We start from the raw sequence: 12,748 nt of genomic DNA on the forward strand, positions 1-12,748 counted from the left end.
TTACCTCACAATCACCAAAGAATAATAGCCGGCATCTTCTGGAATCTCTTCCAGGGAACGATAGATCCGTTCATCCGGCATCCCACAGTTTTCCACCATTACGGCGCTGGCTCCACAGTTTTTCAGTTCTCTTTTCACCGCTTCCATCTGCCTGCCAGCCTTCATAAGCACTTTTACTCCAGGCAGCTTTAAGGCATCTCTTACCTGGTAAGAGGCCGGTATGATATGAAGCTCCTCTGCTCCTGATGCAAGAGGGACTCCAAGCTTTGCCGCCACGGCGCAAAAGGATGGAATTCCGCTTTCTAAGCGGGTTTCATAGCCTTCCTTCCAAAGCCGTTCCATAAGATAGGTGAAGGTGGAATAAATGCTCACATCCCCCAGGGTGATAAATCCCACATCCTCTCCCCTGTTTAAATACTCCATTACCGTTCTGGCCGCCTGATCATGGCTTTCCTTAAGCACATTTTCATCTTTTGTCATGGGCATATGCAGATGAAGGCATTCTTTTTCTTCTATTTCCGGCACTGCCTGTCTTGCTATCTGATATGCCGTACACTGTTCTTTATTTTTATGGGGAATGGCAATGACATTTAATTCCCTGATCCTTTTTACCGCTTTTAATGTCATAAGCTCCGGATCTCCCGGCCCTACACCGATCCCGTACATGATTCCAGCCATTGTTTATTCCTCCTGTTCTTTCCGTCCGGACTCTGTACCGGAAAACAAGCCGATAAGCTCCATTGCTCCCCGGCTCATTCCCAGTATACCGTACATCGTGGAAAATGTCACCACTTCCACCTTTCTCCCTCCTGACCAGAGAGTCATATATCCCTGGATCCTGTCCACCACCTCTTCCATAACAGGCTCTAAAATCCCTAAGCTTTTAAGGATTCCCGCGGCCTCCTCCATGGTATTGGCTGTCAGAATCTTATCTTTTAATCCGTCCCCGTCCTCTGAGAAAGGAGCAGTGCAGTCCCACAATATTTCCATGCGGCGGTCCCCATATTTGGAATGGGTATTGGGTACACCTCCTGCAGTCTTAATCAGCTTCCCGATATGCCCTGCAAACAGGATCTGGTGAAACCCCTCCTCACCCGCCGATTGTAAAGCTTCTCCGATAAAATTGCTGCAGATCACGCCATCCTTTAAGTCAAGGCCAAGTGTTTCCTGTATAAAAGCTTCACCATAATTTCCCGGAACAAGAATCACCTGTTTCTTTCCTGACACCGCCTTCATATGTAATTCCAGACGTATGGTGGCAATCAGCGCCTCTTCACTCATGGGTTTAACGATTCCTGTTGTTCCCAGTATAGAAAGCCCGCCTTCAATTCCCAGCCTGGAATTAAAAGTTTTCTCCGCCAGTTTTTTTCCTTCCGGCATCCAGATGGTAATTGTTAAGGAACCATCAAAGCCCGCTTCCTTTCTGGCTTCCTCCACTCCGCAAAAGATCATGTCACGGGGAACTGGATTAATGGCCGGCATGCCCACAGGACAGGATAATCCAGGTTTTGTCACCCAGCCGATCCCTTCTCCAGCAGTGAGAAAAAGAGGGTCTTTCCCCTCCTCTCCGTCTCTGCGGTAGATTCCTGCGGCCTGCCTTTCTTTCTTTTCATCAGAATATTGAACACTGGCAAACACCATGGCCTGATGTGTTACATCAGGGTCATCTCCTGCATCCTTTTTAACTGCACATACCGCCTTTTCCTGTCTCAGGATAACATGAAAAAGAGGAAGATCAGCCGACCTTCCTTTTGGCGTCATAAGTGTCATATGTTGTAATTCACACCCGGTTAACAGCATGACCGCTGCTGCCTTGGCAGCAACAGCGGCACAGGTTCCTGTTGTGAATCCGCTTCTTAATTCCTGTTTTTCCATCGTCCTGCATCTTTCCTGCCCATTCTTTCCAGGCATCACGGAATATCCGAAACGTATCTCCTCTTTCCCGCCAATGCTTTCTGTGCAGAGCCTGTCCCGCTTTACCGGACGTAAAGGGATACCCGCAGGATATTTCCTCTTTGAGGTCCATTATAAAATATATTCCCTTACGGTGCAAGAAAATTCCTAAGTTTTCTTCTTCTGCCCATGCTTTACGGACATCAAGGGATACCCGCAGGGTATTTTCTATACTTCTTCACCCTTTAACAGAGCTTCATTTTTCATTTCTCTTTTTCTTTTTGTAATCAGGCCTCCGATACGTCCGCTTTCCTTTGCACTCAGACTGCGCCAGCCGCTCTCTATTACCTTATCACCAAGGCCAAGCTCTGTTGCAATTTCAAATTTAAGTATTTCCTCCGGCTTCATATTACGAGGATCAAATGGTTCGTTTTTCTTTCCCTTTGACATATTTTCAAATCTCCTTTTCTTAAATCTAAAGAGAGTATGCCCCCTACCAGGAGAATTAAACGTAAATTTCTTCCAGTATTAAAAAAAGCAGGCTGCTGCTGAACTCTGGTCCGCAGCAGCCTGCTTTTTTGTTTCCTGCTTTTAAAAACCCTTTTATCTTCTGGGGATGATAATGGCCGCAATAAAATAGGCCACAATCCCCGTGCCTGTGCAGGCCAGCACTGCCCACAAAAGCCGGATGAGGGTAGAATCCACGTTAAAGTACTCCGCAATTCCGCCGCATACCCCGCAAAGCATTTTGTCTGTATCGGAACGGTATAGTTTTTTCTGATTGTCTTCCATTTGTTTATCTCCTTTCTGCTATTTGACCTGTAAATACTATAATTATATTATCGGAAACAAAAGTCTTTCCGATAATCGGTTAGACGGAGTTACATTATAATTCATTCATAAAATCTACCTGGATCGCTCCTGTCCTACAATCCAGATCCATATCTTTTCCAGCCCCGTTATCCGTCTGCTTCTTTCCCTGTAGGGCCGCAGTGCCTTCGTCTCCAACCTTGACAGCTCCCATCTTGCACTGGATATCGTAATTGTAATCTTCCTTTTTCCCGGCAAGTTCAAGCCTTATGGTGCCGGCCTGGCATATTGCCTCAATGTCTCCGGTAGTTCTTCCTAAAAATTCCACAGCGCCTGCACTGCTTTTCACCTGAAGATTTCCTACGCTGCCGCCATTGATCTTTATGACGCCGGCCTTTGTTTCAATTGTCAGTTCATCCGCAGAAAGAGCCTGGGATGTCATAGCCGGTCCGAAATCCTCACTTCCTGAAAAAAGGTTTGAATGTACTGATTGTAAGTCAACTTCGGAAAATCGGTAATTCTTTGGCACCTGGACCGTAAAAAGCAGCTCCGGGCCATCCTTTCTTTTCCAGCCATCATATTCCTGAAGCTCTAAATCATCATCTTCTGCGTACAGAGTATAACAGGATTGGTCCCTGTTGCAGAAAATTTTAACCTCACTTCCCTGGGGATCTTCCTCAAAAACCACGTTTCCTGTACGTATTACTATATCCATTTTTTTAACTTTCGCAGAAGAAAATATTTCCTGCCCTTTTTCTCCTTTATTAAAAACCTCTGGAATGCTAAGATCTAAATTTACAAAATCTACCTCATCCCAGAAACCATCCAGGGTGACGCCTGAAATTTCCCTTCTCCACTCAAGGGCTCTTTGAGGTACGATATCCCATAAATTTCCTCCCAACACAGCGGCTACGGCTGAAATCCCCCCGCCGATCAGGACGCAGACACTTCCGGCAATCAAACAAATCTTTATAAACCTTTTCATAAACGGCCTCTCCTTCCATGTAATAACCTGCTAAGGGCATTCACACAGCTTCTGAAAAGAAATGGAAGAAAGCTCCCATAAAAAGAACCGCAGAGGGCCAGAGCGATCATTCCTAAGCCAAGGAACAGGACTCCCAGCCCTAAAAGCAGGGCTCCGCTTAAGGGATGAATCACCATGGAGACGACACTGCCCAAAATCAAACCAACCCCGGCCGCTAAAAGAGCAAAGGTCAGCGCCCCGACTCCAACAACTGCTGCCAAAAGGCAGCCTAAAATTCCTCCTAACAAGCCAACAAGACCTCCTCCGATTCCCATAAGGATAGGCGAAGCTGCAATGATTAATATGATCCATAAAACAGTTTTTACGGTACGGTTACCATCCATGCCTCTTCTTCGCCTGTTATGCTTTTTCTCCTGTCCTTCGTGACCGTATCGGCCGTCATCGGATACCTCCGGAAGATCATACCGATGCGCCATCTGGTAATTTGGATCTTTAAACCGTTCATCCCGATAGCCGGTCTCCGTGAATTCTCCTCCATCCTTCAAATTCCCGGATATGTCGGAACGGATAATGGCTGCTATCCGCTCAGGGCTTTCAAACTCTCTTATTACCTTTTCTTCATTTTCCGGCCCCGCTTCTTCCATATAGTCCCTGTAATATTCGATGGCATCCGCCTTTTCATTATCTGGAATATCCGAAAGCAGATACTCCAGCTCTCTCATAAACTCATCCCTGCTCATATATGTGCCTCCTCAAAAATCCGGGATATCTTCTGGGAGTAGCCTTCCCACTCACCTTTATAGAGATTCAATTGAACCCTTCCTTTTTCCGTAATCTTATAATATCTTCGGTTTCTTCCGTCAAATGCCAAATCATAAACCTCCAGACACTCTTCCTTCTGCAATCTTCGGAGTACCGGATAAAGGGTCGATTCAGAAATCTCAATGACATTTCTCACGTCCTGAGTGATCTTATAACCATAGGTACCCTCCTGATCCTTTGACACTATCGCAAGGACAATGGCGTCCAATAATGCCGCTCCTGTGTTAAATACCATGTGCCCACTCCTATTCTTATTATTGCCTATGTTCTCCGGGCTTACTGGTATACCCGAAGGGTGTATTCTTGATACTTTAAGAAACGCTATCTTGTTTCATCCTTTGGCGCCTGGGGTATGATGACCGCAGCGATGATGTAGAGAACCAGGCTTCCTCCCACCAGGGAAAATCCCATGAACGAACGGAACAAATGGCGCCACGACTGTAGAAACATCAGAAGAACCCATATCAGCCTTATCATAACAGGATCCACCTGAAAATATTCTCCAATGCCGCCGCATACACCGCAGAGGACTCTGTTCTTTACAGACCGGTACAAACGTTTTGGTTCCACGATTGCCCACCTTCCTTTCTTCTATTGAACTGATATATAATATTGTTTTATTCTCTATATTATACGTCGTATAATAATATTATATGCCATATAATATTACTTGTCAACACCTATCAAAAAAATTTTAACCTCCCCCTGAAAAAACAAAAAAACGGATGCTATCAAGCAACTCAGCTTGAAACCATCCGTTATGATCACTCTATCCTGTAAATAAAACAATCCGTCACCGTATCTGGGCAATCCGGTTCACCACATCAATATATTCGCTGCAGTACATCTGGTATACCGACATGACGGCCGCCCGGAAGCGCACCTGTTCCGACGAACTTAGTTCCGTGATAACACAGCCGGCCTTTGTCAGCCGCTCCCTGTCATTCTGCTCACGAATCTCCCACAGCCGTCTTTCATACCTGGCGGACTCTTCTGCGCAGGCAGTGATGACCTCCCTGTCCGCCTCGCTCAATTTTTCCCATGTGGCCTGGGAGGCAAGCTGCATCTCAGGAATCCTGCTGTGGGCATCCAGTGTGATGTATTTCGCCACCTCATAATGCCTCATGGTTTCATAGGAAGGCCAGTTGTTTTCCGCTCCATCGATGGTGCTGGTCTCCAGAGCCGCATATACTTCGGAATAAGCCATTGGCACCGCCCTGGCTCCCAGAGCCTCCACCATAGCCGACATCATGTCGGAGTTGGCAACGCGGATGCGCATTTTTTTCATATCCTCCACACATTTGATGGGACCGGTGGAATTGTAAAAATGCCTGGCGCCTGCATCATACCAGGAAAGGGCCACAAGACCGCTTCCTTCCAGCTCCTCCTTAAATTCTTCTCCGATCACTCCGTCCAACACCTTCCACATATGCTTTTCATCCCGGTACAGATAAGGGAGCTGCAGTACATTAAACTTGGGTTTTATTTCGGTAAGCATCATAACCGAAGACCGGGCAAAATCGATCCCGCCGTATTGAAGCTGTTCCACCACTTCATTTTCACTTCCCATTTCACCGCCAGCAAACACATTGATCCGGATCCTTCCGGATGTCTTTTCCTGCACCAGCTCTGCAAATTTTCTTGCTCCCTGTACCGTGGGATAATCTTCCGGCTGGTTATCCGCGTAGGAAAACACATATTCCGGCGCTTCTTTCCGTCCCCTAAAAAAAAGAGTACCCAAAGGATTCCCCAATTTCAGGAGAATGAAAAAAAAGTAAGCTGCAGCTGCCACGAAAAAGACCAAAGCCGCCCTTCTTGCAATCCGTTTGTCCATTCCTTTTACCCCCAAAACGCCTCCCCTGGGCACAGAGGAAGCGTTTAATATTTTATATGATTTCTGTAAGCAGTGGGCCAGATGCAAGAGTCAAATACCCTTTAGCTTGCTGCGGGTTTTTGCCTACTGGTTATGGATTAATAATGCTCTGAACCTCAGGGTCATCCACATTATCAGTATTTACCAGGATTACGCCTGTATCCACAGTTTTTTCTCTTACCTGGTTTCCATCGGACATCTCAAGAGCTGTTTTTACGCCGTCATATCCCATATAATACTGGCGCTGTACTACAGAAGAAACATCGTATTCGCCGCTGCGGATCATGGTTTCAATTTCAGCAGAGAAATCAAATCCAACCATGGTGATGTCAGTACGTCCGGATTCTGTAAGGCCGGTTACAAAGCCTACGGTAGAACCGTTGTTAGGACCAAACACTGCTTTTAAGTTAGGATATGTGGTGATAAAGTCCTGGCAGAAGCCTACTGCCTTGCTGATATCTCCATCGTTTACCTTAATATCGTTGTTTAATACCTGCCATTTCTCAGGAGCATTATCCTTCCAGTACTCGTCAAAGCCTTTAACACGGTCATTGATTGTCTGAGAACCGGTGGAACCAACCTGAATGGCGATCTGGGCATCTTCTGTTTCAGAAACTCCCTGATCTTTCATTCTGCGGATCAGTTCCTCAGCAGCAACCTTTCCTGCTTCCACATTGTTGGTCAGAAGAGCTGCGCTGTAGTTTTCGCTCTTGATCACTGTATCTACCAGAACTACCGGGATACCTGAATTATACGCTTCTGTAATAGGCGCGTCAAGGGATACGCTGTCTAAAGGAGCGATAACGATTCCATCTGCCTGTGCGGATACTGCATTCTGCAGCAGAGTGAGCTGGCCTTCTATATCTGATTCCAGAGCAGTTCCTACTACTACTACGTTGCAGCCCAGTTCCTTACCGGCCTGTTCTGCACCGGCCTGAAGCACGCTCCAATACTGGTTTCCAAGAACCTTTACAATTACGTAAATGGTTTTCTCTCCCTTTGTTGTTTCACCCTTAGCGGAATCTTTTGATTCTTCCGCCTTTTCAGTAGCCGCCCCCTGGCTGGATTCTGCTGCGGTAGTAGCATTGCTTGACTGGCTTCCACAGCCGGTCAGACCGGCAACTGCCATAGCCGCTGCCAACAAAACTGCCGTTACTTTTCTCATTCTTCTTTCCTCCTGAATTGATTGTTTTATTTTTTCAAGCCAAAAAACCGCTTGATTGCCCCTAAGTCTCCGCTCTTCTTCGCTGTCTGAGATGCCACTGCGATCAACAGGATAATACCTACGATCATCTGCTGCCAGAACGAATTGACACCGTTTAAGTTCAGTCCGTTCCGGATTACTCCCATCATCAAGGCTCCGATTACCGTATTAAGAATCGTTCCTTCTCCACCCAGGATGGAGATGCCTCCCAATACAGACGCTGCAATCGCTTCCATCTCATAACCGTTTCCTGCCGTAGGCTGGGCACTGGAAAGACGGGAAGCAACCAGGATTCCGCAGATTGCTGCGGATAAACCGGAAATACAATATGCAAACATACGTGTCTTTACTGCATTAATTCCGGAAAGCTTTGCAGCCTCTAAGTTGGAACCACAGGCATAAATCTGGCGTCCGATCCGCATTTTTGCAAGAACAATTCCTAAAACTATAGCATAAACCAAAGTAATGATAACGCTGTAGGGAAGTCCATCCCCTCCGATCCTTCCGCCGCCCAGAACGTAAAACTGTTTCTGAATCTCCTTAGAAGGAATGTTCGTTGTATACAGAGGTGCACCGTTTACAAGCACGTTTGCCATGCCTCGGTATACCCACTGGGTTGCCAGAGTTGCAACAAATGGCACAACGCCCAGAATTTCAATAAAAAATCCATTCATAATACCTGTCATGATACCCATGACCAGGCAAAGTGCGATACATACCACAAGAGGCAGTCCCTGCATCAGAAGTGATACCATAATAATGCCTGACAGTGCCATGGAAGCGCCGGCAGATAAATCGTTTCCTCCGCAGACCAGACAGAAGGTCAGGCCGCAGCCGATGATGGTATAGGTAACGATCTGCTGCAGAAGATTCTGTAAATTGGCCGGGGCTAAAAATTTAGCAGGCTGAAGAATCGAAAACAGCACAAACAGTCCGACCAGGATGCACAGTGAGTAGATTGCCCGCCGTGTGGCTGCATTTAGCTTGTTGAACGAACCGCCTTTCTTTTCCTGCACCATTGCTTTTAAGTTTCCCATCCTTACTCTCCCTTTCTATTACCGCTGCCTGATAACACGGGCGCCGGTTTTCCTTCTAGTTTGTTATAACCTGCCGCAAGATACAGGATATCTTCCTGAGTAGCGGTCTTTGCATCTAATTCTCCGTTGATTTCACCCTGGTGAATGACCAGAATCCGGTCGCTCATGCCAAGGATCTCCGGCAGTTCAGAAGAAATCATGATAATGGACACTCCCTGGGCGCTTAACTTGTTAAACAGCTCATACACCTCGTACTTGGCTCCTACATCGATTCCCCTGGTTGGTTCGTCAACGATCAGCACCTTTACATCATTACACAGCCATTTGGCTAAAACTACCTTTTGCTGATTGCCTCCGGAAAGATTTCCGCAAAGCTGATGCACGCTTGGGGTTTTCGTACGCAGAAGCTCTACATATTTTTCCGCATTCTTAAGCCCTTCCTTATCATTGATAAATCCATAATGGGTAATGTTTGGAAGATGGGCCATGTTCGTATTATATTTAATATCAAGGCCAAGAGCCAGACCATCACGCTTCCGGTCCTCCGTAGCATATCCGATCCCATGCTTAATGGCCTGGATCACAGAGTTGACCTTGATTGGTTTGCCTTCCAGCGTAAGCTCCATGGAATCCGCCTGATCCGCACCGAAGATGCAGCGCATAAGCTCTGTTCTTCCAGCTCCTACCAGTCCTGATATTCCAAGGATTTCTCCTTTTCTCACACAAAAATAATCCGCATTTACTTTCGTGCCTCTGCGGACATTTCTGGCCTCAAGAACTATTTCTCCGATGTTACGCTTGTATTTAGGATATTTATCCTCCAAAGAACGTCCTACGATCATATTTACCAGTTCATCCATGGTGATCTCATTTAAATTCCTGGTGCCTATGTACTGGCCATCCCTGATAATCGTAACCCGTTCACAGATCTGATTAAGTTCCGCCATTCGGTGGGAAATATAAACCATACCCACTCCCTTTTCTTTTAAGCGGCGGATGATCCCAAACAGCTGCTCGATCTCCTTTTCAGTAAGGGTTGCTGTCGGCTCATCAAGAACCAGTATTTTCGAATTAAAGCTGATCGCTTTTGCAATTTCTACCATCTGCTGCTGAGCAATGCTTAAGCTTCCCACATGGGCATAGGTATTTAGTTCAATACCCAGATCATCAAGGATCTTCTGCGCTTCCTCATGCATCTTGCCGTCATCGATGAAAATTCCTTTTTTATGAGCCCTGCCGATGAATATATTGTCTGCCACACTGAGATGACCGCACATATTTAACTCCTGCATGATGATACACACACCAAGCTCATGGGCCTTTGCAACGGAATCAATGTCCACCTTATTTCCTTCAATGAATATTTCACCTTCATCTGCCCGGTGAACACCGGATAAAATCTTCATCAGGGTGGATTTACCGGCTCCGTTTTCACCGACAAGCCCCAGGACCTCCCCCTTATTCACTGACAGACTTACTTTATCGAGAGCCTTGACTCCGGGGAAGCTTTTACTTATCCCTTCCATTCGAAACAATTCCTGTTTCATGCCCCTTCCTCCTCTCTGCTTTATATACACTCTCTGTGTTTGAATTCATTATACCGACACGCCTCGACAGATTCTATCGTAACTTTTTATCATCCGTAGTAGAATTTTATCTTTTCAGCCAAATGTACATAAAAAAATACCTGTCATCTCATCATGACAGGCATTTTAACAATCAGATTAACTTTGGAGGTCTTTCAGACTGGACATTCTGTACTCCGAAGGATTTACCCCTTCCTGCCGTTTGAAAACCTTTGTAAAATAATTGGAATCCATGTAGCCCACTCTGACTCCTACCTCCTTTACGTTCACATTAGGCTGTGCCAGCAGCTTTTTCGCTTCCTCCACTCTGTATTCCGCCAGATAAGAGGTAAAGCTTTGCCCGAACTGCAGCTTGAACATCCTGCAAAAATAAGGCTCTGAATATCCCACGGCCCTGGCTGTTTCGCTCATGGAAATATCATTCATATAATTGGACCGGATATATTCCTCCACCATGGATGTCATCACAGACAAACGGCTGCCGCTAAAATCAGACTCCTCATCCAAAACCGGATGGGCATCTGCCTCTTCTCTTTCCTTATGCGGTTTGATTTCCCCCTGCTGATCCTCCTGTTCACCGGCAATCCGCAGAGCCTCCTCAACCACGTTCAAGACCTCTTTCTGGGAATAAGGCTTCAGCAGATATTCCATAGCTCTGATGGAAATCGCCTTTTTCGCATAGTCAAAGCGGTCGTAGGCCGTCAGGAAAATAAGGCAGCAATCCTTATTTTCCTTCCTCATGATTTCCGCAGCCTGGATTCCGTTCATTCCCGGCATACCAATATCCAGGATCACCACCTGGATATCTTCCCTTTTAAAAATCTCCACTGCCTCTTTTCCGTTCTGAGCCTCAAAGATCTGACATTCCTCTCCAAATTTCTTCAGAAGCATCTTTTTGAGCACAATTCGCTCTATCATTTCATCTTCCACTATCATTAACCGATACATGATCCATTATTTCCCTTCTCCGACCAAATTCTATCTGTACCACTGTGCCGCTGTTTTCTCCGCTGTCAATGGTTACCTTCCCATATTCGTAGTAATAAGAAATCCTTCTATATATATTTCCCAGCCCGATTCCAAGGCCTGTCCCCTTTGTTTCAATGGCTTTCCTGATAGCTGTCAGGGTTTCCGGGTCCATGCCCTTTCCCGTATCCGCTACGGATATCCATAAAAGCTCACCTTTTTTCTCGATCCGTATGTTGATGCTTCCTCCATTTTCCTTTTCCTGTATCCCGTGAATTACCGCATTTTCCACCAATGGCTGCAGCATGAAGACAGGCACCTCTTCCTTGTATAAGTCCTTGCTGCAGATGATTTCCCATTGAATCCGTTCTCCAAAACGCATCTTCTGGATGTATATATAATCCTTTACTACCTTAAGCTCCTGCTCAAGAGGCTCAAAGGCATTGGACGTTCGGAGGCTGTAACGAAGAAGGCTGCTGATTGCCACAAGCATTTCCTCCGTCACCGGTGCTTCCTCCATCTGTGCCATCCTGGTGATCATATTCAGTGTATTAAAGAGAAAATGGGGATTTAACTGACTTTTGATCAGCTGAAGCTGGGCCATGGAAAACCGCTTCTCAAGCTCTGCCCTCTCCAGTTCCTGCCGGTACAGCTTTTCTTCCATCAGCCGTTTCTCCTCCGTCGCAGTGATGTAGTCCCGGGTGGCATGCTTCATCTTGTTGAATGCGCTTACCAGCTGTCCGATCTCATCCCTTCCATCCCAATGGACGTCTGGGGATGAAAAATCGTTCTTCTCAATCTTACCTGAGACCGTAGCCAGCTGCACCACTGTTTTTACAATGCTGCCCGTAATAAAACGCAAAAGGATCATAAGCACAAAAAAAGCGAGGATGCTGATGGCGACCAGAATGTAAGGCATACGCTTAAGCACAGGGATCTGGATCTCGTAATAATCATTCCCTCCCATTAAAACCACCTTGGTCAGACGCGCTCCATAGAGGTCCAGATATTTCTGCATATTATATGTTTTGTACAGCTCCCTGATATAGCTGGGGTCATTCTGATTCATTTCCACTACTTTTTCCCGCTGCTTTTCATAGGTATCATAGCTGTTTTTGATGTTCCAGGTGATCCCATAACGTTCTTCCCCGATTTTAGCATAATCATAGGGCAGGCTGTTTAAATATTCTCTGGTCTCCTGGCAGGCCTGCCGGTATGCCGCCTTGTTTTCCGAAGTATTGTTTGCCAGCAGCTGGGCAAACAATCCGCTCTCATTCTCCATGGACTCCTGGAACTTGTAACAGGCCAGGTTGTCATCCATGATAATGCTCACATCGTTTATAAAAATATATGCCACTTTCAGATTGATGAAGATGGAAGCCGCCATAATGATCCCCACACTTCCGATGATCACGTACAGCTTCCGCTTCAAAGACATCTGATACCAAAGGGCAAGCAATCGATCTCCCACCTGTTTTCCTCCCCTGATTCGTTTTTTCCCATGCACTAACTTATCTTATCCTTTCATTGACCTTCCGTCAATATCTTTGCAGAAAGAAGGAAAAACGTCAA

14 protein-coding genes are annotated in these 12,748 nt (G+C 46.1%); all 14 read right to left on the reverse strand.

Annotated features, from left to right (window positions below; all coding sequences use genetic code 11):
• The 14 genes from cobI to AC27IJ_RS04170 all read right to left on the reverse strand — a co-directional run bounded on the left by cobI (window position 1) and on the right by AC27IJ_RS04170 (window position 12,647).
• Window positions 1–678, reverse strand: coding sequence for a precorrin-2 C(20)-methyltransferase (cobI, locus tag AC27IJ_RS04105; RefSeq protein ID WP_487147603.1), 678 nt, complete (start codon window positions 676–678; stop codon window positions 1–3).
• 3 nt (window positions 679–681) lie between these two features.
• Window positions 682–1,875: a cobalt-precorrin-5B (C(1))-methyltransferase CbiD gene (cbiD, locus tag AC27IJ_RS04110; RefSeq protein WP_312447347.1), complete on the reverse strand. Its 1,194-nt coding sequence runs from the start codon at window positions 1,873–1,875 to the stop codon at window positions 682–684.
• Between the two features lie 246 nt (window positions 1,876–2,121).
• The gene (locus tag AC27IJ_RS04115) at window positions 2,122–2,343 is read right to left on the reverse strand and encodes an alpha/beta-type small acid-soluble spore protein (RefSeq protein WP_025233584.1); all 222 of its coding nucleotides are present in this window, start codon (window positions 2,341–2,343) and stop codon (window positions 2,122–2,124) included.
• 153 nt (window positions 2,344–2,496) lie between these two features.
• A complete protein-coding gene (locus tag AC27IJ_RS04120; RefSeq protein ID WP_025233585.1) occupies window positions 2,497–2,685 on the reverse strand; it encodes a PspC domain-containing protein in 189 nt (62 codons plus the stop codon).
• 94 nt (window positions 2,686–2,779) lie between these two features.
• The gene (locus tag AC27IJ_RS04125) at window positions 2,780–3,688 is read right to left on the reverse strand and encodes a DUF4097 family beta strand repeat-containing protein (RefSeq protein ID WP_312447348.1); all 909 of its coding nucleotides are present in this window, start codon (window positions 3,686–3,688) and stop codon (window positions 2,780–2,782) included.
• Complete coding sequence (locus AC27IJ_RS04130; protein WP_487147607.1) at window positions 3,685–4,428, reverse strand: DUF1700 domain-containing protein; 744 nt, start codon at window positions 4,426–4,428, stop codon at window positions 3,685–3,687. Before AC27IJ_RS04130 ends, AC27IJ_RS04125 begins: the two co-directional genes overlap by 4 nt.
• Window positions 4,425–4,745 (reverse strand): PadR family transcriptional regulator, encoded by a 321-nt coding sequence (locus AC27IJ_RS04135; RefSeq protein ID WP_312447350.1) that lies wholly within the window; start codon window positions 4,743–4,745, stop codon window positions 4,425–4,427. Before AC27IJ_RS04135 ends, AC27IJ_RS04130 begins: the two co-directional genes overlap by 4 nt.
• Window positions 4,746–4,831: 86 nt before the next feature.
• A complete protein-coding gene (locus AC27IJ_RS04140; RefSeq protein ID WP_038280661.1) occupies window positions 4,832–5,080 on the reverse strand; it encodes a PspC domain-containing protein in 249 nt (82 codons plus the stop codon).
• A 223-nt stretch (window positions 5,081–5,303) separates the two neighbouring features.
• Window positions 5,304–6,344 (reverse strand): TRAP transporter substrate-binding protein, encoded by a 1,041-nt coding sequence (locus tag AC27IJ_RS04145; protein WP_312447351.1) that lies wholly within the window; start codon window positions 6,342–6,344, stop codon window positions 5,304–5,306.
• Window positions 6,345–6,474: 130 nt separating this feature from the next.
• Entirely contained in the window at window positions 6,475–7,548 is a 1,074-nt protein-coding gene (locus AC27IJ_RS04150; protein WP_312447353.1) for an ABC transporter substrate-binding protein, read from the reverse strand.
• A gap of 26 nt (window positions 7,549–7,574) precedes the next feature.
• On the reverse strand, window positions 7,575–8,624 hold the full coding sequence (locus tag AC27IJ_RS04155) for an ABC transporter permease (protein WP_312447354.1): 1,050 nt from the start codon (window positions 8,622–8,624) through the stop codon (window positions 7,575–7,577).
• Between the two features lie 2 nt (window positions 8,625–8,626).
• On the reverse strand, window positions 8,627–10,171 hold the full coding sequence (locus AC27IJ_RS04160) for a sugar ABC transporter ATP-binding protein (protein WP_312447355.1): 1,545 nt from the start codon (window positions 10,169–10,171) through the stop codon (window positions 8,627–8,629).
• Between the two features lie 177 nt (window positions 10,172–10,348).
• Complete coding sequence (locus AC27IJ_RS04165) at window positions 10,349–11,158, reverse strand: response regulator transcription factor (RefSeq protein WP_312503431.1); 810 nt, start codon at window positions 11,156–11,158, stop codon at window positions 10,349–10,351.
• Window positions 11,130–12,647 carry a sensor histidine kinase gene (locus tag AC27IJ_RS04170; RefSeq protein WP_487147613.1) on the reverse strand — a complete coding sequence of 506 codons (1,518 nt, stop codon included), beginning with the start codon at window positions 12,645–12,647 and terminating at the stop codon, window positions 11,130–11,132. The genes AC27IJ_RS04165 and AC27IJ_RS04170 overlap by 29 nt, the downstream gene beginning before the upstream one ends.
• Window positions 12,648–12,748 lie beyond the last annotated feature (101 nt).

It is taken from the genome of Lacrimispora sp. YZC11 (genome assembly GCF_057543815.1).

Excerpts from the sequence above, each read along its gene's own strand:
- cobI (WP_487147603.1), bottom strand. The coding sequence starts at position 678 with ATGGCTGGAATCATGTACGGGATCGGTGTAGGGCCGGGAGATCCGGAG.
- cbiD (WP_312447347.1), bottom strand. The coding sequence starts at position 1,875 with ATGGAAAAACAGGAATTAAGAAGCGGATTCACAACAGGAACCTGTGCC.
- AC27IJ_RS04115 (WP_025233584.1), bottom strand. The coding sequence starts at position 2,343 with ATGTCAAAGGGAAAGAAAAACGAACCATTTGATCCTCGTAATATGAAG.
- AC27IJ_RS04120 (WP_025233585.1), bottom strand. The coding sequence starts at position 2,685 with ATGGAAGACAATCAGAAAAAACTATACCGTTCCGATACAGACAAAATG.
- AC27IJ_RS04125 (WP_312447348.1), bottom strand. The coding sequence starts at position 3,688 with ATGAAAAGGTTTATAAAGATTTGTTTGATTGCCGGAAGTGTCTGCGTC.
- AC27IJ_RS04130 (WP_487147607.1), bottom strand. The coding sequence starts at position 4,428 with ATGAGCAGGGATGAGTTTATGAGAGAGCTGGAGTATCTGCTTTCGGAT.
- AC27IJ_RS04135 (WP_312447350.1), bottom strand. The coding sequence starts at position 4,745 with ATGGTATTTAACACAGGAGCGGCATTATTGGACGCCATTGTCCTTGCG.
- AC27IJ_RS04145 (WP_312447351.1), bottom strand. The coding sequence starts at position 6,344 with ATGGACAAACGGATTGCAAGAAGGGCGGCTTTGGTCTTTTTCGTGGCA.
- AC27IJ_RS04150 (WP_312447353.1), bottom strand. The coding sequence starts at position 7,548 with ATGAGAAAAGTAACGGCAGTTTTGTTGGCAGCGGCTATGGCAGTTGCC.
- AC27IJ_RS04155 (WP_312447354.1), bottom strand. The coding sequence starts at position 8,624 with ATGGGAAACTTAAAAGCAATGGTGCAGGAAAAGAAAGGCGGTTCGTTC.
- AC27IJ_RS04160 (WP_312447355.1), bottom strand. The coding sequence starts at position 10,171 with ATGAAACAGGAATTGTTTCGAATGGAAGGGATAAGTAAAAGCTTCCCC.
- AC27IJ_RS04165 (WP_312503431.1), bottom strand. The coding sequence starts at position 11,158 with ATGTATCGGTTAATGATAGTGGAAGATGAAATGATAGAGCGAATTGTG.